Source organism: Micromonospora sp. NPDC051141, from assembly GCF_044455765.1.
Taxonomy (GTDB): domain Bacteria; phylum Actinomycetota; class Actinomycetes; order Mycobacteriales; family Micromonosporaceae; genus Micromonospora.
On sequence record NZ_JBITFD010000009.1, the window covers coordinates 98,671 to 120,570 of the forward strand.

Annotated in this window: 18 protein-coding genes; 14 read left to right on the forward strand and 4 right to left on the reverse strand. The window is 73.7% G+C overall.

The window, feature by feature from the left end; all coding sequences use genetic code 11:
- Nucleotides 1-70 precede the first annotated feature (70 nt).
- A complete protein-coding gene (locus ACIA6B_RS18480; RefSeq protein WP_396774743.1) occupies nt 71-730 on the forward strand; it encodes an SAM-dependent methyltransferase in 660 nt (219 codons plus the stop codon).
- On the opposite strand, the gene ACIA6B_RS18485 is transcribed toward ACIA6B_RS18480, so the two are convergent.
- Nucleotides 682-1,920 (reverse strand): sugar efflux transporter, encoded by a 1,239-nt coding sequence (locus tag ACIA6B_RS18485; RefSeq protein ID WP_396774745.1) that lies wholly within the window; start codon nt 1,918-1,920, stop codon nt 682-684. The two genes, ACIA6B_RS18480 and ACIA6B_RS18485, sit on opposite strands and share 49 nt — an antisense overlap.
- A gap of 88 nt (nt 1,921-2,008) precedes the next feature.
- On the opposite strand from ACIA6B_RS18485, the gene ACIA6B_RS18490 reads away from it, so the two are divergent.
- Together ACIA6B_RS18490 and ACIA6B_RS18495 are read left to right on the forward strand one after the other, a co-directional pair.
- Nucleotides 2,009-3,310 carry a DUF1800 family protein gene (locus ACIA6B_RS18490; protein ID WP_396774746.1) on the forward strand — a complete coding sequence of 434 codons (1,302 nt, stop codon included), beginning with the start codon at nt 2,009-2,011 and terminating at the stop codon, nt 3,308-3,310.
- Between the two features lie 12 nt (nt 3,311-3,322).
- Entirely contained in the window at nt 3,323-4,564 is a 1,242-nt protein-coding gene (locus ACIA6B_RS18495; protein ID WP_396774748.1) for a DUF1501 domain-containing protein, read from the forward strand.
- Nucleotides 4,565-4,580: 16 nt separating this feature from the next.
- Here the strand turns inward: ACIA6B_RS18495 and ACIA6B_RS18500 are convergent, their stop codons facing one another.
- Nucleotides 4,581-6,155 (reverse strand): glutamate synthase-related protein, encoded by a 1,575-nt coding sequence (locus ACIA6B_RS18500; protein WP_396774750.1) that lies wholly within the window; start codon nt 6,153-6,155, stop codon nt 4,581-4,583.
- 63 nt (nt 6,156-6,218) lie between these two features.
- On the opposite strand from ACIA6B_RS18500, the gene ACIA6B_RS18505 reads away from it, so the two are divergent.
- The 4 genes from ACIA6B_RS18505 to ACIA6B_RS18520 all read left to right on the forward strand — a co-directional run bounded on the left by ACIA6B_RS18505 (nt 6,219) and on the right by ACIA6B_RS18520 (nt 8,732).
- Complete coding sequence (locus ACIA6B_RS18505; RefSeq protein WP_396774752.1) at nt 6,219-6,806, forward strand: RNA polymerase sigma factor; 588 nt, start codon at nt 6,219-6,221, stop codon at nt 6,804-6,806.
- The gene (locus ACIA6B_RS18510) at nt 6,799-7,512 is read left to right on the forward strand and encodes a hypothetical protein (RefSeq protein WP_396774753.1); all 714 of its coding nucleotides are present in this window, start codon (nt 6,799-6,801) and stop codon (nt 7,510-7,512) included. Before ACIA6B_RS18505 ends, ACIA6B_RS18510 begins: the two co-directional genes overlap by 8 nt.
- 83 nt (nt 7,513-7,595) lie before the next feature.
- Nucleotides 7,596-8,102 (forward strand): hypothetical protein, encoded by a 507-nt coding sequence (locus tag ACIA6B_RS18515; protein WP_396774755.1) that lies wholly within the window; start codon nt 7,596-7,598, stop codon nt 8,100-8,102.
- 72 nt (nt 8,103-8,174) lie between these two features.
- Nucleotides 8,175-8,732, forward strand: a complete 558-nt coding sequence (locus ACIA6B_RS18520; protein WP_396774757.1) for a DUF5872 domain-containing protein — start codon at nt 8,175-8,177, stop codon at nt 8,730-8,732.
- Between the two features lie 7 nt (nt 8,733-8,739).
- Here the strand turns inward: ACIA6B_RS18520 and ACIA6B_RS18525 are convergent, their stop codons facing one another.
- Entirely contained in the window at nt 8,740-9,933 is a 1,194-nt protein-coding gene (locus tag ACIA6B_RS18525; RefSeq protein WP_396774759.1) for an endo-1,4-beta-xylanase, read from the reverse strand.
- A 165-nt stretch (nt 9,934-10,098) separates the two neighbouring features.
- On the opposite strand from ACIA6B_RS18525, the gene ACIA6B_RS18530 reads away from it, so the two are divergent.
- Nucleotides 10,099-11,580: an RICIN domain-containing protein gene (locus tag ACIA6B_RS18530; protein ID WP_396774761.1), complete on the forward strand. Its 1,482-nt coding sequence runs from the start codon at nt 10,099-10,101 to the stop codon at nt 11,578-11,580.
- A gap of 7 nt (nt 11,581-11,587) precedes the next feature.
- On the opposite strand, the gene ACIA6B_RS18535 is transcribed toward ACIA6B_RS18530, so the two are convergent.
- Nucleotides 11,588-12,592, reverse strand: a complete 1,005-nt coding sequence (locus ACIA6B_RS18535; RefSeq protein ID WP_107157346.1) for a LacI family DNA-binding transcriptional regulator — start codon at nt 12,590-12,592, stop codon at nt 11,588-11,590.
- A gap of 176 nt (nt 12,593-12,768) precedes the next feature.
- On the opposite strand from ACIA6B_RS18535, the gene ACIA6B_RS18540 reads away from it, so the two are divergent.
- The 6 genes from ACIA6B_RS18540 to ACIA6B_RS18565 all read left to right on the forward strand — a co-directional run bounded on the left by ACIA6B_RS18540 (nt 12,769) and on the right by ACIA6B_RS18565 (nt 21,898).
- Nucleotides 12,769-14,040: an extracellular solute-binding protein gene (locus tag ACIA6B_RS18540; protein ID WP_396774764.1), complete on the forward strand. Its 1,272-nt coding sequence runs from the start codon at nt 12,769-12,771 to the stop codon at nt 14,038-14,040.
- Nucleotides 14,037-15,035 (forward strand): carbohydrate ABC transporter permease, encoded by a 999-nt coding sequence (locus tag ACIA6B_RS18545; protein WP_107157348.1) that lies wholly within the window; start codon nt 14,037-14,039, stop codon nt 15,033-15,035. Before ACIA6B_RS18540 ends, ACIA6B_RS18545 begins: the two co-directional genes overlap by 4 nt.
- Nucleotides 15,032-15,898: a carbohydrate ABC transporter permease gene (locus ACIA6B_RS18550; protein ID WP_396775063.1), complete on the forward strand. Its 867-nt coding sequence runs from the start codon at nt 15,032-15,034 to the stop codon at nt 15,896-15,898. Before ACIA6B_RS18545 ends, ACIA6B_RS18550 begins: the two co-directional genes overlap by 4 nt.
- 39 nt (nt 15,899-15,937) lie before the next feature.
- Nucleotides 15,938-18,247, forward strand: coding sequence for a glycoside hydrolase family 3 N-terminal domain-containing protein (locus ACIA6B_RS18555; protein ID WP_396774765.1), 2,310 nt, complete (start codon nt 15,938-15,940; stop codon nt 18,245-18,247).
- A gap of 182 nt (nt 18,248-18,429) precedes the next feature.
- The gene (locus tag ACIA6B_RS18560) at nt 18,430-19,959 is read left to right on the forward strand and encodes a glycosyltransferase family 39 protein (protein WP_396774767.1); all 1,530 of its coding nucleotides are present in this window, start codon (nt 18,430-18,432) and stop codon (nt 19,957-19,959) included.
- Nucleotides 19,960-20,038: 79 nt separating this feature from the next.
- Complete coding sequence (locus tag ACIA6B_RS18565; RefSeq protein WP_396774769.1) at nt 20,039-21,898, forward strand: glycosyltransferase family 2 protein; 1,860 nt, start codon at nt 20,039-20,041, stop codon at nt 21,896-21,898.
- The last annotated feature ends 2 nt before the right edge of the window (nt 21,899-21,900 follow it).

Consider the following 21,900-nt stretch of genomic DNA (forward strand, 5'->3'; position numbering starts at 1 on the left):
CGCCGGCCCGGTCCCCACGCACGATGGCGGAGCCGGGCCGCCGACGTGCCCGGCGGCGAAGGAGGCAGGCATGACCGGGCACCACCACCAGCACCACCAGGACCCGCCGGCGGACACCGACCCGGCCCGGTTCTGGGACGAGCGGTACGGGCAGGCGGAGCGGATCTGGAGCGGCCGGGTCAACCCGGTGCTCGCCGAGGTGGCCGCCGACCTGTCCCCGGGCACCGTGCTCGACCTGGGCAGCGGGGAGGGCGGCGACGCGGTCTGGCTGGCGACCCGGGGCTGGCACGTCACCGCCGTGGACATCTCGACCGTGGCGCTGGAGCGGCTCGCGGTCGAGGCCGCGCGCGCCGGCGTGGCGGACCGGATCACCACCGCCCGGCACGACGTGACCCGGGACTTCCCGGCCGGCCGCTTCGACCTGGTGTCGGCGCAGTTCTTCCAGTCCCCGCTGGTGCTGCCCCGGGAACAGGTGCTGCCCCGGGCGGCCGGGGCGGTGGCGCCCGGCGGCCGGCTGCTCGTCGTCGAGCACGGCGCGCCGCCGCCGTGGTCCGGGCTCGACGCCGACGACCCGCGGTTCGCCAGCCCGGAGCGGATCCTCGCCGCGATCGACCTCGACCCGGACGGCTGGCGGATCGAGCGGCTCGGCGCGGCACACCGCACCGCCACCGGCCCCGACGGTCACCCGGGAGAGCTGGTCGACCACGTGGTCCTGGCCCACCGCCGCTGACCGTCCGCCCCGGGCCGGGTCAACAGCAGCACCAGCGTGCCGGCCGCGCACAGCGTCGCCGCCATGGCGTACGCCCAGCGGAAGCCGACCTGTGCGGAGAGCCCCAGCAGCGGGCCGGCGAGCACCGCGCCGATCGGGAACGTGTTGGTGAACAGCGTGGTGGCCCGGCCGGGCTGACCGGGCAGCAGATCCTGCACGTACGAGATGCCGACCCCGGAGACCGCGGCGATGAACAGCGCGTTGACCGGCTGCGCGACGAGCAGCACCGGCACGCTCGTCGCCCCGGCGGCAACCGCGTAGTAGGCGATGCCGCAGCCGGCCCCGACCAGGATCAACGGCCGGAGCCGGACCCGCGCGGTGAGCGCGCCCAACCCCAACATGAGCGGGATCTCCAGCGCGGCGCAGAGGCCCAGCACGAGGCCGGCGTCCGCCGGGTCGCCGCGCAGCACCCGGCCGATGAACAGCGGCAGCACCTGCACGCCGAGCGTCAGCGGGCACTGCAACATGGTGAAGGCGGCCACCGTCAGCGCCAACCGCCACCGCGACGCGCCCGGCGGGCCGGCGGCCGGCTCGTCCGGGGCCGGCCGCGGCGGCACCGGCAGCTCCTCCAGCCGGAGCACGGCGATCAGCGCGGCCAGCGCGTACATGACCGCGGCCGCGCCGTAGACCAGCCGGAAGCCGCCGACGGAGAGCAGGATCGCGGCCAGCGGCGGCCCGGCCACCCAGGACAGCGAGAAGACGGTACGCATCACGCTGACGCCGAGCGCGGCCCGCCCGGGACTGTCCCGGTCGAGCAGTTGGCGGGTGTAGGCGAACGACTGCGGGAACAGCGAGTTGGCCAGCGCCATGACGGTCGCGGTCAGCACCATCAGGACCCAGTAGTCGCGGACGAACGCGATCAGGCCGGCGCCCACCATCCCGGCCAGCGACGCGCCGATCAGCAGCCGACGCCGGATCGGCCACCGGTCCGACAGCCGCCCCACCAGCACCGCCACCGCCACCCCGGACAGCGGCGTGACGACCAGGAACACGGTGACCCGCACCGGATCGGCCCGCACCTCGGTGTCGAGGAACAGCGACAGGAAGGGCATCACCACGGAGACGGAGGTGCCGACGGTCAGGAACAGCAGGGCCAGCGGAAGCAGCCGGAAGCGGCCGGCGCGCACCGCCGGCCTGGTGTCGACAGCCATGCGGCGCACGGTACGCCCTACCGGTGACAAACCCGGCCCGGACGTGATTCTTACCGTCCTCGAACACCACGCCGCTAACGTCGGCGGCATGAGGGAACGGGAAGCGGTGGCGCACCTGTTGCGCCGGGCGACGTTCGGGCCGACCGCCGACGAGGTGGACGACGCCGAGCGGGCCGGGCTCGCCGCCACCCTCGACCGGCTGCTCGACCCCGCCGGGCCGGACCGGGGCGCGGCGGCCACCCCGCCGCCCGCGCTCGGCCCCGACCCGGCGGCGGCGCTCGACCAGGACGCCACCCGTGAGCAGCGCCAACAGGTCAACCGGGAACGTCGGGAGCAGGTGGGCACGCTGACCGCCTGGTGGTTGGCGCGGATGATCGCCGCCGAGCACCAGGGCGACGAGAAGCTGCTGTTCTTCTGGCACGGGCACTGGGCCACCAGCGTGCGCAAGGTCCGGTCGGCGCCGCTGATGCTGCGTCAGTTGGAGACGCTCCGACGGTTCGGTCGAGGCCCGCTGGCGCCGCTTGTCGACGCCATGGTCCGGGACCCGGCGCTCATCCTCTGGCTCGACGGCCAGCAGAACACCCGGCGGGCGCCGAACGAGAACCTGGCCCGTGAGCTGCTGGAACTGTTCACGCTCGGCATCGGCGGCGGCTACCGCGAGGCCGACGTCAAGGAGGGCGCGCGGGCGCTCACCGGCTGGACCGTGGACCGGCGTACCGGCGTCGCCCGGTTCGTGGCCCGGCGGCACGATCCCGGGCCGAAGACGATCCTCGGCAGCCGCGCCGCGTTCGACGCCGGCTCGTACGCGGCGTTGCTCGCCGGCCGCCCGGAGACCGCCCGGTTCGTCGCCGGCCGGCTGTGGTTCCGCTACGCCGGCGCGCAGGTGCCGCCGCCGGCGGACCTCGCCGGCCCGGACACCGTCGGCACGCTGCGCCGGATCTTCACCGCGCCGGCGTTCGCGCAGACCCGCGACACGCTCGTCAAACAACCCGTCGAGTGGCTGGTCGGCGCGGCCCGGCAGCTCGGGGTGCGCCCGGCGGCGTTGTCGGAGGCGGGCCGGCGCCGGCTGCTGGCCGGGCTCAACGCCCTGGACCAGGTGCCGCTGCGGCCACCGAGCGTCGGCGGCTGGCCGGCCGGCACGGCCTGGCTGACCACCTCGTCGTTGCAGGCCCGGATGCGGGTCGCCGACCAGCTGGCCGGCGCAGCCGATCCGGCGGTGCTGGCCCGGCTCGCCGCCGCGCCGCCGGCGGGTCGGCCGGACGCATTGGCACGGCTGCTGGTCGTGGACCGGTGGAGCGATCGCACCCGGGCCGCCCTGGCCCCGCTGGCCGGACAACCCCGCCGGCTGCTGGTCGCCGGACTGGTCAGCCCCGAGTACGCGGTCAGTTGAGAGGAGCGATCCGTGGACGTCCTGACCCGACGGCGGTTCCTGGTGGCCAGCGGCGTGGTCGGGGCGAGCGCCCTGGCCGGCGGCGCCGCCGCGTACCGCCTGAACGACCTGCTCGCCACCGCCGGGGACCGCGACCCGCAGGCCCGCACGCTCGTCCTGGTCACCCTGTACGGCGGCAACGACGGCCTGAACACCGTCGTGCCCCACGCCGACCCCGCCTACCGGAACGCCCGGCCCGACCTGGCGTACTCGGCCGAGGAGGTGCTGCGACTCGACGACGGCACCGGTCTCAACCCGGCGCTCGGCGGGCTGCACCGCGCGTACGGCGCGGGACGGCTCGCGGTGGTGCGCGGCGTCGGCTACCCGAAGCCGGACCGGAGCCACTTCCGGTCCATGGACATCTGGCACACCGCCCAGCCGGACCGGCCGGGCACCACGGGTTGGCTGGGCCGCTGGCTCGACCGGGCCGGCGCGGATCCCCGGCTGGCGGTGTCGTTCGAACCGGCGCTGCCGCCACTGCTGGCCGGGGAACGGGGGGCCGGGGCGTCGGTGCCGGTGACCGAGCGGGAGGGGCCGCCCCGGCTCGCCGCCGAGACGCTTGCCGCGCTCGCGGCCGGGGCGCCGGACGACTCACCGGCCCGGGCCCGCGCGGCGGCCTGCTTCGCCGACCTGGGCGCGGTGGACGCGATGGTCCGGCAGGTTCGGGCCACGCCGGCGGCCGAGGACGCCGAGGACGACGGGGAGACCCCGGCGGCCACCGCGACCGGCGGCGCCCGGGCCTCCCTGGACGCGCAGCTCGACCTGGTCGCCCGCTGTGTCGAGGCGGGCGTCGTCACCCGGGTCTTCTCCGTCTCGCTCGGCGGCTTCGACACGCACGCCGACGAGAAGCAGCTCCAGGAGGTGCTGCTCGGGCAGCTCGACGGCGCGGTGAGCCGCTTCACCGACCGGATGTCCCGCACCGAGGCCGGCCGCAAGGTGGTGGTGGCGGTCTACTCGGAGTTCGGCCGCCGGGTCCGGGCCAACGCCTCCGACGGCACCGATCACGGCACCGCCTCGAACGTGCTGCTGCTGGGCGCGCCGGTCGACGGTGGCCTGTACGGCGAGCCGCCCAGCCTCACCGACCTCGACGACGGCGACCTGAAGTTCACCACCGACTTCCGGGACGTCTACGCCACGCTGTTGGAGCGGGTGCTGGACACCGACGCCGGGGCGGTCCTCGGGGGCTGGCGGGGGCGGCTCGCCGACGCGCTCTGAGCCGGCGACGCCGGCCTCAGCCGACCGCGGTGGCCGACGGCGGCGCGCTGCCGCCGCGCGGAGCCTCGGCCGTCATCAGCCGGATGATCTCCGCCCGGTCGGCTTCCGACGGCAGCCCCCACTCCGGCCGGTAGCCGTACACCTCGTCCAGCGGGGTGGCGGCGGTCCGGCCGTCGACGATCTCGACCGAGTCGGTGCCGATCAGGCCGGGATGCTCCACGCCGCACGCCTCGGCGACCTTGACCAGGTCCCGGCGCAGCGTCCGCACGTAGTTGGCGGCCCGCACCGACTTGCGGGCCGGGTCCAGGCCCCGGGCCAGCCAGGCGTTCTGGGTCGCGACGCCGGTCGGGCAGGTGTCGGTGTGGCACTTCTGCGCCTGGATGCAGCCGATCGCCAGCATCGCCTCCCGGCCGACGTTGACCATGTCGGCGCCGAGCGCGAACGCGACCACCGCGTTGTCCGGCAGACCGAGCTTGCCCGCGCCGACGAAGACCACCTGCTCGTGCAGGCCGCGCTCGGCGAACGTCCGGTAGACGCGGGAGAAGCCCTGCTGGAACGGCAGCGACACCGAGTCGCTGAAGATGAGCGGGGCGGCGCCGGTGCCGCCCTCGCCGCCGTCGACGGTGACGAAGTCGACGCCCCGGCCGGTGTCCCGCATCAGCGTGGCGAGGTCCGCCCAGAAGCCCAGGTCGCCGACCGCCGACTTGATGCCGACCGGCAGGCCGGTCTCGGCCGCGAGCAGTTCCACCCAGTCCAGCAGGCTGTCGCAGTCGGAGAACTCGGCGTGCCGCGACGGGCTGACGCAGTCCTGCCCGGCCGGGATGCCCCGGGTGGCGGCGATCTCGGCGGAGACCTTCGCCGCCGGCAGCAGACCGCCCAGGCTGGGCTTGGCGCCCTGGCTGAGTTTGATCTCCAACGCCCGCACCGGCGCGCCCGCCACCAGCTCCTTGAGCCGGTCCAGGCTGAACCGGCCGTGGGCGTCGCGGCAGCCGAAGTACGCGGTGCCGAGCTGGAAGACCAGGTCACCGCCCTTGCGGTGGTAAGGCGACAGGCCGCCCTCACCGGTGTTCTGGAGGCAGCCGGCCAGCGCGGCGCCCCGGTTCAACGCCTCGATCGCGTTGCCGGAGAGCGAGCCGAAGCTCATCCCGGAGATGTTGACCACCGACTCCGGCCGGAACGCCCGCGCCCGACCGCGCGCCGCGCCCAGCACCTTGGCACAGGGCAACGCCACGTCGTGCCCGGCGGCCGGCGCGGACGGCGGCACGGCCCGCCCGAACGTGCGGTGCTTGATGATCGGGTAGCCGCGGGTGTGCTCGATGTCGTTGTCGGTGCCGAACCCGAAGTAGTTGTTCTCCTGCTTCGCCGAGGCGTACACCCAGCGCCGCTGGTCGCGGGTGAACGGCCGCTCCTCGTCGTTGCCGGCCACCACGTACTGGCGCAGCTCGGGCCCGATCGACTCGATCAGGTAGCGGGCGCGGCCGAGGACGGGAAAGTTACGGCGCAGCGCGTGGTCACGTTGCAGCAGGTCCCGTGCGGCGAGCGCGGCGACGGCGGCGACGGCGGCGGGTACGGCTCTTCTGGCCCAGCTCATCACGCCACTCTTTCCGCCCGGGCCGCCGATCAAACTCGGGCGGGAACCCGAGCGGCGCGAGCGGTGTCAGGAAAGTGGACCGAGGTGGAGGTAGCCCTGGACGACGACGAGATCGTCACCCGCGTACGCGCCGGTGACCGGGGGGCGTACGACCTCCTGGTCGCCCGGCACACCGCGTCCGCGTACCGGACGGCGGTGCTGCTCGGCGCCGGGTCGGACGCGGAGGACGTCATTCAGGAGGCGTTCGTGAAGGCGTACCGGAAGTTGTCCCGGTACCGGGGCGAGGCGTCGTTCCGGTCCTGGCTGCTGGCCATCGTGGCGAACGAGAGCCGGAACCTGCACCGCTCCCGGGGCCGGCGGGACGGGCTGGCGCTGCGGGCCGCGGCGGCCGACCCGGCGACGGAGGCCACCGCCGGGGACGGGCTCGACGCGGTCCTGGCCGCCGAACGCCGCGCCGCGCTGGTCGGGGCGCTGCGCCGGTTGCCGGACCGGGACCGTGACGTGATCGCCTGCCGGTACCTGCTCGACCTCACCGAGGACGAGACCGGCACCGTGCTGGGGCTGCCCCGGGGCACCGTGAAGTCGCGGGCCCACCGCGCCCTGGCCAAGCTGCGTGGCCTGCTCGACCACGAGGCGGTGCGCCGTGGATGACCTGGAGCGGGAACTACGCGACCTGGGCGCCTGGCTGGAGCCGGGCGGGCCGCCGGACGTGACCGCCCGGGTCCGGGCCCGCCTCGCCGCGCCGCCGCGTCGACGGTGGCGCTACTGGCTGGCCGCCGCGCTCGCGGCCCTGCTGGTGGTGGCGCTGCCGCCGGGCCGGGCCGCGCTCGCCGACGCGGTGACCGGGCTGCTGCGGTTCTCCGGCGTCGTCATCGACACCGCGCCGGCGTCCGCGCCGCCCACCGGCACCCCGGCGCCGTGGCCGGCGCAGCGTCCGGTCGCGCTCACCGAGGCCCAGCGGCAGGTCCGCTTCCCGATCCGGGTGCCGACCCGGCTCGGCGCCCCCGAGCGGGTGCTGGTCGCCGACCCGGACGGCGCCGGCGCGCACCGGGTCGCCAGCCTGCTCTACCGGGGCGGGACGCTGCGGCTGGACGCGTTCGACGGCGCGCTCGACACCGTGTTCCGCAAGCGGACGGCCGGCGCGGACGTGACGTTCACGTCGGTGCACGGCAACTTCGCGATCTGGGTCGGCGGCCCGCACGCGTTGGCGTACATCGACCGGCGGGGGAGCGTGCGGATGGCCACCGCGCGTCTGAGCGCGGCGACGCTGATCTGGCAGGAGGGCGGCGTGAGCTACCGGCTGGAGGGCGACCTGACCCGGGACGAGGCGCTCGACGTGGCGGGCTCGCTGGACTGAGTCGGGAACCCGGCCGGCGCGGGCGGTGTCCTGCTGGTGGAGCGTACGTCGTCGATCGGGGGTGTCGGATGTCCCGTCCGGGCATGGTTCTGCTGGTGCCGGTGCTGCTGCTGGCCGGCTGCACGAGGGCGGGCCGCCCGGCCCCGCCGCCGGACGCCGGTCCGGCCGGTACGACCGCCGCCGCGCCCGCCGCGACGGGGTGCCGCGCGGCGGTGACGACCGGCCGGTTGCCGGACTGGGCGGACGCCGGGTTCCACGGCGACACCCGGATGCCGCACGTCCTCGGCGACCGGGGGGAGATCGTCGCGATCCTGTTCGGGCACCCGCTGACGTACGCCCGGAGCGAGGGACCGACCAACAAGATCCTCTGGGTGGGTCGCCCGACGTCCACCTCGCCGGACCCGACGGCGTCGACCACGCTGGTCATCACCGCGACGCCTGACGGCGTCGGCACCGCGGTCACCCGGGAGGTGGCCGGCGGTCCCGGACCCTCCACCGTCGACCTGCCGGCGGCCGGCTGCTGGCACCTGCGGCTGGCCTGGTCCGGCCGGTCCGACACGATGGACCTGGTCTACCGGGCCGCCGGCTGAGACCGGGGTCGGCGACGGGTTCGTGCCCCGGCGGCGGGGCATGGGCCGGTGCGGTCCGGGTAACGCCGGGTCATGGCGAAGTACACGAAGCCGGAACTGCGGGAGCGGCTGAAGGAGGAGATCAGGGCCTCCGACAAGGGCGGCCGGCCGGGGCAGTGGTCGGCCCGCAAGTCGCAGTTGCTGACCAACGAGTACAAGAAGCGCGGCGGGGGCTTCGAGGGGCCGAAGGACGCGCGGCAGCGTTCCCTGCAACGCTGGGGCGGCGAGCAGTGGCAGACCCGGTCCGGTGACACCCGTGCCCGACACAACGGTGAAACCGACCGTTACCTTCCGAAACAGGCATGGGAGGAGCTGTCGGAGCAGGACCGGCGGGAAACCGACCGCCGCAAGCGGCGCGCGTCGCGCACCGGCCGGCAGTACGTCCCGAACACCGGCCCGGCGAAGCGGGCCCGCCGGGACGCGACCGCGGCCGAGCAGGTGAACGAGCTGCCGGTGGCGGAGGCGGCGAAGCTGGTGCGCGACCTCGACAAGCGCCAGCTCGACGCGGCGTTGCGTCGGGAACGCGGCGGCAAGGCCCGCAGCACGCTGATCCGGCGGCTGGAATCGGAACTCCGCCGTCGGACCGCGTGAGCACCGACTACCGGCGCGGCTGCTGCGGGACGCGGGGCAGCACGAACGGCGGCCCGGCGAAGATGAGGTCGGCCTTCAACTCCTGGTACGACCGCTTCGGCTGGTAGTTCTCGTCGTACACGGTGGCCAGGCCCTCCGGCGGGTCCGAGAACGCACCCGGCACCCAGGAGTGCTTGTCGGTGAAGCCCCAGAGCGTGAACGACAGGCAGTGCCGCTCGGCCAGGCAGGCGCGCAGCAGCGTGCTGAAGTTGGCCGCGGACGCCTGCAACCGGGGGTTGATCTCGGCGGAGTCGCCGGCCTGCACCCCGGCGGTGAGCTGGCTGCGCACGTCCACCTCGGTGAACGCGGTGGCCAGGCCCAGGCCGGCGAACTTCCGCAGCGCGGCGGCGACCTGGAGCGTGTCGTAGTTGCCGTACTGGGTGCCCAGGTGGCCCTGGCTGCCGACGCCGTCGATCGGCACGCCCCGGGCCCGCAGGTCCCGCGCCATCTCGTAGACGAACTGCGTCTTGTCGTCGGCCGGGTTGCCGGAGCCGAACGCCTCGATGTTGTAGTCGTTGTAGAACAGCAGCGCGTTCGGGTCGGCGGCACGCGCCCAGCGGAACGCGTCGGCGATGTAGCCGGGGCCGAGGTGCTCGGCCCAGAAGCCCTTGTAGTGCAGCGTGGACGGGGTGTCCCAGGGGTCGCTGACCGCCTCGTTCACCACGTCCCACTGCCAGATCTGGCCCCTGAAGTGGCGGACCACGGCGGTGATGTGGTCCCGCAGGATGCGGCGCAGCTCGGCGGTGTCGATGGAGCCGTCCTCGACGCCGCTGGTCAGCCACGCCGGCAACTGGTTGTGCCAGACCAGCACGTGACCGCGGACCCGCTGGTGGTGCTGGCGGGCGAACGCGACCAGCTCGTCGGCCGGCCCCCAGTCGTAGGTGCCGCGGGTGGGCTCCAGGCTCTCCCACTTCATCACGTTCTCGGCGGTGACGGTGGAGAACTCGGACCCGACCAGCTCGCGGTAGCGGGGTTCGGCGGTGTTGTCCAGCGCGGCCATGTCGACCGCGGTGCCGACGTACAGGCCGTGCCGTTGGGCCAGGGCACGCAGGCTCTGCGCGGTCGGGTCGTAGGGGCGTCCGGCGGTGGCGGGTACGGCGTTGAGGGCGGCGGCGGTCGCGACGGCGACCAGGCCGGCGGCGATCCAACGGCTCGGCTTCACAGGTGTCCTTCCGGCAGCGGGCGAAACTTCCGGGAACTTTTCCGAAACTCGGCCGGAACATTACGGCCGTCGATGCGGCGTCGTCAATCGCCTGGTGCGCCGGTGTCTTGACACCCGCTTTTGTGAACGTGAACATAGATCGTTGTCTGTATAGGAGGTTCTCGCGTGAACGACGTGCGGCGTAGTCGGTTGCTGATCGCGCTGGTGGGCGCGCTGATCGCGCTGGTGGGTGGCGTGGCGCTCGCCCCGACGCCGGCCGCCGCCGCCACCGACGGGTTCCGGGGCATGAACTGGGCGGTGCTGGGGGACAACTTCAGCACCGGGCCGCTCGTCGTGCAGGGCCTGAGCATGTCCGACAGCAACGCGACCGTGCGGGCCAAGGCCAACGCCCTCTACGACGACATGGCGGCCACCATGGGCGTCAACACCGTCCGGCTGCCGATCAACACGCACACCGTGGGCACGGCGTGGTGGGAGGCGTACCGGGGCGCGATCGACGCCGCCACCGCGCGGGGCTTCAAGGTCATCCTGGCCTACTGGGAGGACGGCGCCGCCTCCGGCGGCCGGATCACGAACCTCGCCGCCTGGAACGCGATGTGGTCCACGGTGACCAACACGTACGGCGCGAACCCCAACGTCTACTTCGAGCCGATGAACGAGCCGCACGGCTACAGCTCGGCGGAGTGGCGCGACGTCGCGGCCAACTGGCTCAGCTACCACTACTCGGCGGTGCCCGGCCGGGTGCTCGTCGGCGGCACCGGCTTCAGCCAGGACCTGCGCGACGTCTGCAACGACCCCCGCTTCGCCGGGACGCTGTTCTCCTTCCACCACTACGCGTTCTTCTACGAGGCGATGAGCTACGACGCCTTCCGGAGCCACATCCAGACCCGCCTCGGCAACTGCGCCTCCCGTGCGGTGGCCACCGAGTTCGGCGCGCCGATGAACGACGGCCGCGACTACGCCGACGCCGCCAGCACCGACAACTTCGTCCGCCACATCCGCGCCATGGCCCAGGTCATGCGCGACAACCGGATGGGCGGCACCTACTGGCCGGCCCTCGGCGGCAAGCCCGGCACCATCGGGTACGACTGGTACTCGATGTTCTCGCTCAGCGGCAGCGGAACGAACCTCGACCTGACCGTCCGCAACCCCTCCGGCGCGGACCGGATCCGCTACGGGTGGGGCGACACGGTCGGCGGCGGGACCACCACGCCGCCGCCGTCGACCGGGACGTTCTACCGGGTCACGGTGCGCCACAGCGGCAAGGCGATGGACGTCCAGGCGCCGAACACCGACAACGGGGCGCGCGTCGGCCAGTACACGTACGGCGGCAACCCGTGGCAGCAGTGGCAGTTCGTCGACGCCGGCAGCGGCTGGTGGCGCCTCGTCAGCCGGCACAGCGGCAAGTGCCTCGACGTGACGGGCGCGTCGACCGCCGACGGCGCGGAACTCATCCAGTACACCTGCGGCAGCGGCACGAACCAGCAGTTCCAGATGGTGGCCAACGGCACCTGGTTCCAGCTCCGGGCCCGGCACAGCGGCAAGTGCGTGGACGTGCCGGCCCTGTCGACCGCCGACGGCGTGGTCCTCAAGCAGTATCCCTGCAACACCGGCGCCAACCAGCAGTGGTCGCGCACGCCCGTCTGACCGTGGTCTAGTCGAGCGGGCGGCAGGAGGCCCGCACCACCAGCTCGGTGGGCAGCCGGATGTGCGCGTCGCGTTCGACGCCGGCGATCAGGTCGATCAGCAGGCGCAGCGACTCCGCGCCCATCCGTTGCAGCGGCTGCCGGATCGTGGTCAGCGGCGGGTCGACGAGCGCCGACTCGGGGACGTTGTCGAAGCCGATCACCGACAGGTCGTCCGGCACCGGGATGCCCATGCTCCGGGCCACGTCCAGCGTGGAGATCGCCGAGAGATCGTTGCCGGCGAAGATCGCGGTCGGCCGGTCGGGGAGCGCGAGCAGTTCCGCCGCCGTGCCGGCCGCGCCCTCGATCCGGAAGCCGCCGACGCGCACCAGCCGCTCGTCCACCGCCACGCCGGCGTCGGCCATGGCCTGGCGGAACCCGGCCTCCCGCAGGCGCGCCGACTCCAGGTCGGGCCGACCGCTGATGTGCCCGATCCGGCGGTGGCCCAGCGACAGCAGGTAGTTGGTCGCGAGCACCGCGCCGGCGAAGTTGTCCGAGTCGACGGTGGGCAGCCCGGACGGGCCGGTGTGCGGGTCGACGGCCACGACGTGGAAGCCGTGCTTGGTCTCGACCACGGTCGGCGTCACGATCACCGCGCCGTCGATGAGCGTCCCGGACAGGCGGGCCAGCGACCGACGCTCCCACCCGATGGCGGCGCCCTCGCCGTCGCCGCTGGAGTAGGCCAGCAACTGGTAGCCGCTGCCGGCCACCTCGCGCGAGGCGCCCTTGAGCAGCTCGGTCGAGAACGGCTCGAACTCGGCGACCAGGATGCCCAGCACGTTCGTCCGGTGGCTGCGCAGGCTCTGCGCGCCCAGGTCGGCCTCGTACCCGAGGTCGTGGATGACCTGTCGCACGCGCTCGACGGTGGCCTGCGCGACGCCGTACCTCCCATTGACGACCTTTGATACGGTCGCCACCGAGACGCCGGCGGTACGGGCCACGTCCGACATCTTGACGCGCTGCGGGAAGGTCACGACGACGATGATAGAGGTCTCGTGGGGCTCCGGCGCGACGGTTCGAAAACGTTATCGATACCGATTGACATCGAGTTACGTGGCTGTAACACTCCCCGACAGGCAACCCGACTGAGTGGTCGAGGAGACATCTAATGGCGATGAAACGCCGCGCCGGTGCCGTACTGGCACTGTTGATGACAAGCGCCCTCGTCGCCGCCGGATGCAGCGGCGGTGGCGACGACGACAAGGCGGCTCCGGAGAGCGAGCTGTACAAGAACCCGGTGACGCTGACCTGGTGGCACAACGCCTCCCAGGACGGCCCCGGCAAGACGTACTGGGAGAAGGTCGCCAAGGACTTCTCCACCGCCCACCCGACCGTCAAGATCGAGATCGAGGCGATCGAGACCAACCAGCTCCAGCGCACCCGGCTCCCGGCCGCGCTGCTGAGCAACGACCCGCCGGACGTCTTCCAGGCCTGGGGCGGCGGCGAGATGCGGGAGCAGGTGGAGGCCGACTACCTCAAGGACATCACCGACCAGGTCAAGACCGAGGTCGCCGACATCGGCTCCGCGGCCGAGATCTGGCAGGTCAACGGCAAGCAGTACGGCCTGCCGTACCGGATGGGCATCGAGGGCGTCTGGTACAACAAGGACATGTTCGCCAAGGCGGGCATCTCGGGGCCGCCGACCACCTTCGAGGAACTCAACGCCGCGGTCACCAAGCTCAAGGCCACCAACGTCATCCCGATCGCCCTCGGCGCCGGTGACAAGTGGCCGGCCGCGCACTGGTGGTACAACTTCGCGCTGCGCGCCTGCTCGGTGGACACGCTGAAGAAGGCCTCCACCGACCGGAACTTCGACGACCCGTGCTTCGTGAAGGCCGGCCAGGACCTCAAGACCTTCATCGACACCAAGCCGTTCCAGAACAACTTCATCGCCACGCCCGGCCAGAACGACCCGACCAGCGCCAACGGCCTGCTCGCCAACGGCAAGGCCGCGATGGAGCTGATGGGCGACTGGAACCGGGGCACCCTGGACACGGTCGCCACCGACAAGGCGAAGCTCGGCAAGTTCCTCGGCTGGTTCCCGGTGCCGGCGATCTCCGGGTCCGCCGGTGACCCGAAGGCGGCCCTCGGCGGCGGCGACGGCTTCGCCTGCGCCAAGCAGGCTCCGGCGGAGTGCGTCGAGTTCCTCAAGTACCTCGTGAGCCCCGAGGTGCAGAAGGGCTACGCCGCCACCGGCACCGGCCTCCCGGTCGCCAAGGGCGCGGCGGACGGCGTGACCGACCCCGCGCTGAAGTCCATCCTGACGGCCACCTCCGAGGCCACCTACGTGCAGCTCTGGCTGGACACCGCCTACGGCAGCACCGTCGGCAGCGCGATGAACGACGCCATCGTCGCCATCTTCGCCGGCAACGGCACGCCGGAGAAGGTCGTCTCCGCCATGAAGGCGGCCGCGAGCAAGTGACCTCCACCGACCAGACCCGGTTCCCCGCCGGCGGCGTCACCGCGCCGCCGGCGGGCTCCCGGCCCACCGGACGCGCCTCCTCCCGCCGGGCCGAGACCCGCCGCAAGTGGTACGAGATCGTCGGGCTCACCACGCCGGCGCTCGTCGTCTACGTGACGTTCGTGCTGGTGCCGATGGGCTTCGCGTTCTACTACAGCCTGTTCCGGTGGCGCGGGGTGGGCCCACCCACCGAGTTCGTCGGCTTCAAGAACTACGTCCTCGCCTTCCAGGACCCGATCTTCCTCGACGCGCTGCGCAACAACGCGATCGTCGTGTTCGGGTCGCTGCTGGTCCAGGGCCCGCTGGCGCTCGGCGTCGCGCTGCTGCTCAACCGCCGCTTCCGCGGGCGCGGTGCGTTCCGCCTGCTGGCGTTCGTGCCGTACGTGCTCGCCGAGGTCACCGTCGGCATCATGTGGAAGCTGATCCTGACCGGCGACGGCACGGCCGACGAACTGCTGCGGGCACTGGGCCTGGGCGGCCTGGTCCAGGCGTGGCTCGCCGACCTCGACGTGGTCATCTGGACCCTGCTGTTCGTCCTCACCTGGAAGTACGTCGGCTTCGCCATCATCCTGCTGCTCGCCGGCCTGTCCAACGTGCCGGAGGAGCTGACCGAGGCCGCCGCGATCGACGGCGCGAGCTGGTGGCAGACCCAACGCCACATCACGCTGCCGCTGCTCGGCCCGACGATCCGGATCTGGATGTTCCTGTCGGTGATCGGCTCGCTCCAGGTCTTCGACGTGGTCTGGGTGACCTCGGTGCCCGCGGTGCGCTCCCTCGGCGCGTCGGCCACCATGGCCACCTACATGGTGGACAACGGCTTCTTCGCCCGGCTGTGGGGCTACGGCAACGCGGTGGCCGTGATCCTGTTCGTCATCTCCTTCGTGGCGGCGCTGCTGTTCCAGCGCTTCCTGCTCCGCCGCGACATCGAGGGCGCCATCACCAGAAGGGCGAACTGACCGTGACCGCGAACTCCGTCCTGCCCCCGTCCGCCGGACGCCGGCCGATCTCGTGGGGCACGCCGCTGACGTACGCGCTCGCGCTCGCGGTCGCGGCCGTGTCGATCGCCCCGATCGTCTACGTCATCGTCGGCGGCTTCCGCACCACGCCGCAGATCGTCGCCGACCCGGCCGGGTTGCCCGACCCGTGGGTGTGGGACAACTACGCGCGGGTGCTGACCCAGAGCGACTTCTGGCGGCAGGCGTTCAACAGCGCGGTGATCGCGTTCGGCACCACGCTCGGCGTGGTGGTGCTCGGCCTGTGCGCCGCGTTCGTGATCGCCCGTTACACGTTCCGCGGCCGGGAGGCGCTCAACACGTTCTTCACGCTCGGCCTGCTCTTTCCGGCCGGCGCGGCCATCCTGCCGCTCTACCTGATGTTGCGGGACCTGAACCTGATCAACTCGTACTACGCGGTGATCCTCCCGCAGGTCGCCTTCTCGCTGCCGATCACGATCGTCATCCTGCGGCCCTTCCTGGCGGCCATCCCCCGGGAGCTGGAGGACGCGGCGGCGATCGACGGCGCGGACCGGCTCGGCTTCCTCTGGCGCATCGTGCTGCCGTTGTCGCGGCCCGCGCTCGTCACCGTCGGGATCCTCGCGTTCGTCGCGAGTTGGAACGCGTTCCTGCTGCCGCTGCTCGTCCTCGGCGACGTCAGCCTGCACACCCTGCCGCTGGGGGTGCAGAACTTCTCCAGCCAGTACACCACCGACACCGCGGGCGTTCTCGCCTTCACCTCGCTGGCGATGCTGCCGGCACTGCTCTTCTTCACGCTCGCCGAGAAGCAGATCGTCGGTGGCCTGCAGGGTGCGGTCAAGGGCTGAGCGGCAGCGGTACGGGCACAACCGAGGGAAAGGCACACCATGACAGAGGTCCACGCGGTGGTGGACGGGCCGGCACCGGCCCAGCAGCGCCGGGACGGGCAGGCCGGCGAGACACGCGTACGCGAGCTGCTCGGCCGGATGACGCTCGACGAGAAGATCGCGCAGCTCGTCGGGTTCTGGGAGAAGGAGGACGGCGAGGCGGTCGCGCCCCTACAGGGCGAGTTCGCCGACTCCGGCCGGCTGGAGGACTTCTCCCGGCACGGGCTGGGTCACCTCACCCGCGCCTACGGCACCCGTCCGGTCGACGCGGCGGCCCGCGCGGCCTGGCTGTGGAAGTTCCAGCGGGACCTGGTGACCGGCACCCGGCTGGGCATCCCGGCGCTGGTGCACGAGGAGTGCCTCACCGGCCTGGCGGCGTGGAAGGCGGCGACCTTCCCGACGCCGCTGGCCTGGGGCGCCGCGTGGGATCCCGAGCTCGTGGCGGAGATGGCGGCGGCGATCGGGGCCTCGATGCGGGCGCTCGGCATCCACCAGGGCCTGTCCCCGGTGCTGGACGTGATCCGGGACCCGCGCTGGGGGCGGGTCGACGAGTGCATCGCCGAGGACCCGTACCTGGTCGGCACCATCGGCACGTCGTACGTGCGGGGGTTGCAGTCGCAGGGTGTGCACGCCACGTTGAAACACTTCGCCGGCTATTCCGCGTCGCGCGCCGGGCGGAACTTCGCGCCGGTGCACGCCGGTCCCCGAGAGCTGGCCGACGTGCTGCTGCCGCCGTTCGAGATGGCGATCCTCGACGGCGACGCGCGCAGCGTCATGCACTCCTACACGGAGATCGACGGCGTGCCGGTGGCCGCCGATCCGACGATGCTGACCGGCGTGCTGCGGGACCGCTGGGGCTTCGACGGCACCGTGGTCGCCGACTACTACGCGGTCGCCTTCCTGAACCTGCTGCACCACGTGGCGGCTGACAACGCCGACGCGGCGGCGCAGGCGCTCGCCGCGGGCCTCGACATCGAGCTGCCCACCGGCGACGCGTACCTGACGCTGCGGGAGTCGGTGCGGGCCGGCGCCGTCGACGAGGCGCTCGTCGACCGTGCGGTGCTGCGCGTGCTGCGCCAGAAGCGGGACCTCGGGCTGCTCGACGCGACGTTCGACGACGAGCCGCCCCGCGTGATCGACCTCGATCCGCCGGAGCACCGGTCGATCGCCCGCCGACTCGCCGAGGAGTCGGTCGTCCTGGTCGCCAACCAGGGCGTGCTTCCGTTGGCGCCGGGCCGGCGGGTGGCGGTCGTGGGCCCGAACGCGGACCGGGAGGGCGCGCTCTTCGGGTGTTACTCCTTCCTCAACCACGTGCTCGTCCAGCATGCCGGTGTGGAGACCGGCATCGAGGTGCCGACCGTCCTCGACGCGGTGCGCGGCGAGTTCGGCCCGGAACTCGTGACCTGGGCCGGCGGTTGCGACGTGGACAGCGACGACCGGTCCGGCTTCGACGAGGCGGTCGCCACCGCGTCCGCGGCCGACGTCGCCGTCCTGGTCGTCGGCGACCACGCCGGTCTCTTCGGGCGCGGCACGGTCGGGGAGGGCTGCGACCGGGACGACCTGGAGCTGCCCGGCGTCCAGCGGGAGCTGGTCGAGGCGGTGCTGGCGACCGGGACGCCGGTGGTCCTGGTGCTGCTCACCGGCCGGCCGTACGCGGTCGGCTGGGCGCTGTCCCGCTGCGCGGCCGTGGCGCAGGCGTTCTTCCCCGGCGAGGAGGGCGCCGGCGCGATCGCCGCCGTGCTCTCCGGGCGGGTCAACCCGTCGGGCCGGCTCCCGGTCAGCCTGCCCGGCTCGGCCGGCGCGCAGCCGTACTCCTATCTGCACCCGACGCTGGGCGAGGGCAGCAACGGCACCAACCTGCCGGCGACGCCGGTGGCGTCGTTCGGCCACGGCCTGTCGTACACCACGTTCGCGTACACCGATCTCGCGGTGCCGGCCACCGTGCCGACCGACGGCGCGCTGCGCGTCACGGTGCGGGTGACCAACACCGGCGCGGTCGCCGGCGACGACGTGGTCCAGCTCTACGGCCACGACGTGGTGGCCTCGGTGACCCGGCCGGTGGCGCAGTTGCTGGGCTACCGGCGGATCCGCCTGGAGCCGGGGGAGTCGGCCACCGTCGCGTTGACGGTGCCCACCACCCGCCTGGCGTTCTCCGACCGCACGCTCACCCGCGTGGTGGAGCCCGGCGAGGTCGAGGTGTGGGTCGGCACGAGCGTGCGGCGGGAGGTGGCGGCGTCCACCACGCTCACCGGGCCCACGGTCCCGGTGACCAACGCGTCCGCGCGCTGGACGACCACGGAACTGAGCTGACCTCCGGGCCGCCGGTCGTCCACGGGGACGACCGGCGGCCCGGCCCACCCGCATGTCCCCGCGGTGGGTAATTCGCCGGAAAACGGCCCGACGTCGGTTTTCCGCTCCGTAGGCTCCGGACGTCGTTCAGCCCGCGCGAGGTGGGCTCCTGGTGCCGGGCCGCAGGGGATGCGTGAGTCACGATGATGGACGCGGACACCATGGTCCTGCCCCGGCTCGGGCCGGCCGACGTCGGCGTCGAGGACCCGTGGGGAGAGGACCGGTCACCACGCCCGCGCCGGTCCGTCGCCCGCGGCGCGACCGGCGCCGCCCGGTGGCGGATCGCCGCCTGGCTGCTGCCGGCGCTGCTGACCGGCGGGCTCGGCGGGGCCGGGCTCGGGACGCCGGGGCTGCGGACCGAGGAACTGGCCACCTGGCGCGCCGCCACCGCCCCGTGGCGTGACGCGTGGGCCAGGGACCGGACGCTGGCGCCGTACCACCTGTTGATGCGCGGCTGGGCGGAGCTGTTCGGCGCGGGCGACGTCGCGCTGCGCGTACCGTCGCTGCTGGCGATGACCGCGGCCGCGGCGCTGGTCGGCGCGTTGGCCGCGCGGATGTTCGCGCCCGGCACGGGGGTGCTGGCCGGCGCGCTGTTCGCGGTGCTGCCGTCCGCGACCCGGTACGCGCAGGAGGCCCAACCGCACGCGTCGGCGCTGTTCGCCGCCGTGCTCGCCACCTGGCTGCTGCTGCCGGTCCTGGACCGGCCGACCGGGCGGCGGCTCGCGGCGTACGCCGGCGCGGTGGTCCTGCTCGGCCTGTGTCAGGCCGGGGCGGTGCTGCTGCTCGCCGGCCACGGTTGGGTGGTGCTGGCGTTCCGGCGCGCGACGGCCGGTCGCTGGCTGGCCGCCGCGCTGCCGGGCCTGCTCGTCGTCGCGGCGTTGCTCCGGTCCGGCGGGCGGGTCGACGGCGGGCTGCTGCCGCCCGGCGTCCGCGTCGATCCGGGCGTGCTGGCGGCCACGCCCCGGGAGTTGTTCGGCGTCGCCGCGCTGGGCGCGGTGCTGGCCGGGTTGGCGCTGTTCAGTCTTCCGCTCCGGTACGCCGCCGCGATCTGCACCGCGTGGGCGTTGGTCCCGGCGCTCGGGCTGCTGCTGGTGGCGCGGGTGGTCCCGGTCTGGTCGCCGGCCGGCCTGCTCTTCACGGTGCCGGCCTGGGCGGTGCTCGCCGCGGTGGCGCTGTCCCGGCTGCGGGCCCACGGGGCGGTCGCCGGGCTGGCGGCGGTGGCGTTGCTGGGCGCGCCGGCCCAGGTGGCCGTGCGGGGGCCGGACGGGCACGGCCAGGACCCCCGCCGGGTCGCGGCGATCGTCGACGGGTTGGGGCGGGGCGGGGACGGCGTGCTCTACGGCGACCCGGCGGCGCGGACGCTGGTGGCCCGGTACGTGCCGGCCGACCGCCGCCCGGTCGACGTGCTCGCCACCTGGTCGGTCGACGTGCCCACCACCCGGTCGGTCGACGTGTTCACCACCCGGCCGGGGGCCGACTGCGGCGGGTGCGACGTGGCCCCGCGCCGGCTGTGGCTGATCCAGCCCGGTCACCCGACCGGCCCGTGGGCGCCCGGGGACGGCGACGGCGCGGCGGCGCAGGCCCTGCGGCTCGGGTACCGGCCGGCGCAGGTCTGGCGGCCGGCCGGGTTCACCGTGGTCCTGCTGACCGACCAACGGCGGACATCGCCCTGATTCACGCCTTTCCCACCTGGTTGTCCGCTTAGCATCGGTCCGGGTTCCTGGCGAACCCGATGCAGACCATGGGGGAAATGTGGCTGTCGCCGCCGATACACGCCTGTCCCGCGCCCTCCCGCCGGCGTCGTCGGGTGACCGTGCTCGGCCGGGCGTCCCGCCCGGACGGCCCGTCCCGCCGGGAGCCGACCGCCGGCAACGCAACATCCGCGCCCGCCTGGCGTACGCGCGCTGCGGCGCCACCGCCGGACCGCTGCGCCCGCCCCGACGACCCGACGCGCCCGTCGAGCTCCGTCCCGCCGCCTCGGTCGCCGCGCGGGCGGTGCTCACCCTGCTGGTGCTCGTCAACAGCGCCGCCGGCCTGCTCCTCGTCGGCTGGCTGCTGCTGCCGCAGCACGTGCCCGGACCGGGCGTCGTCGGGCCGGGCGGCTGGTCGACGCTCGCCGCCCGGCTCGCGTTCTGCGTGGTCGTCGGCGTCGAGCTGATCCGGCTGGCGCAGAACGTGGTGGTGTGGGTGTTCGCCTTCCACGCCAAGGATCCGGTGCCGGTCGATCCGCCGGTCGGCCTGCGGGTGGCGCTGCTCACCACGATCGTGCCGAGCAAGGAGCCGCTCGACGTCGCGGAGCGGACGCTGCGTCGGCTCCGGGAGATCGTCTACTGCGGGCGGGTCGACGTGTGGATCCTCGACGAGGGCGACGACCCGGCGGTGCGGGCGATGGCGGCGCGGCTGGGCGTCCGGCACTTCACCCGCCGGGGGCGGCCGGAGTACAACCAGCCGCGCGGCGAGTTCCGGGCCCGGACCAAGTCCGGCAACCACAACGCCTGGCGGGCCGAACACGAGCACCGCTACGACGTGGTGGCCAACGTGGACCCGGACCACGTGCCGCTGCCGCACTTCCTGGAACGGACGCTCGGCTACTTCCGCGACCCCGACGTCGCGTTCGTGGTGACCCCCCAGGTGTACGGCAACATGCACCAGAACTTCGTCGCCCACGGCGCGTCGGTGCAGCAGTACCTCTACAACGGCCTGATCGCCCGGGGCGGCAACGGGCTGGACGCGCCGCTGCTCACCGGCACCGGGCACCTCTACCGGCCGGCGGCGTGGCGGACCATCGGCGGCTACCAGGACTCGATCATCGAGGACCACCTCACCAGCATCCGGATCCACGCCGCCGTCAACCCGGCCACCGGCCGCCGGTGGAAGGGCGTCTACACCCCGGACGTGGTGGCGCTGGGGGAGGGGCCGACCTCCTGGGCCGACTACTTCAACCAGCAGCGCCGCTGGGCGGCCGGCATCTGCGAGATCCTGCTCCGCCGCGAGCTGCGCGCGCCGCGCGAGCTGCCGTCGCGCCGTCGCTGGCAGTACCGCCTGCTCCAGTTCTACTACCCGAGCGTGGCGGTCAGCCTGCTGCTGGGCAACGCGGCCACCGCGCTGTACCTGCTCACCGGCGTCGACGCGGGCCGGCTCGACCCGCAGGTGTGGGGCTCGCTGTGGGGCTCGACGATCGGCACCTGGTTCCTGCTCTGGCTCTGGCTGCGCCGCTTCAACATCGCCCCGCACGAGCGGGAGGAGGTGGGCATGGCCGGCATGGCGCTCGCGTTGTTCGCCGGGCCGGTCTACCTGGCCGCGGCGGTCAGCACGGTGCTGCGCCGTCGACTCGGCTTCGTGGTGACCGCCAAGGGGACGCTGCGCACCGCCGAGTCGCCGCGTACCTTCCGGCTGCACCTCTGCTGGGCGGCGGGCGCCGCCGGCCTGCTCGGGGCCAGCTTCGTGCTGGACCACGACCACCCGCTGCTGCGGGTCTGGCCGGCGTTGACGCTGGTCACCGGGCTCGCGCCGCCGCTGATCGCCTGGGCGGAGAACGCGCGTGCCCGCCGGGACGAGCCGGCGCCCGCGCCCGAGCGGCCGAGGCCGGTCCGCGAGGGAGCGCCGTGCTGAGG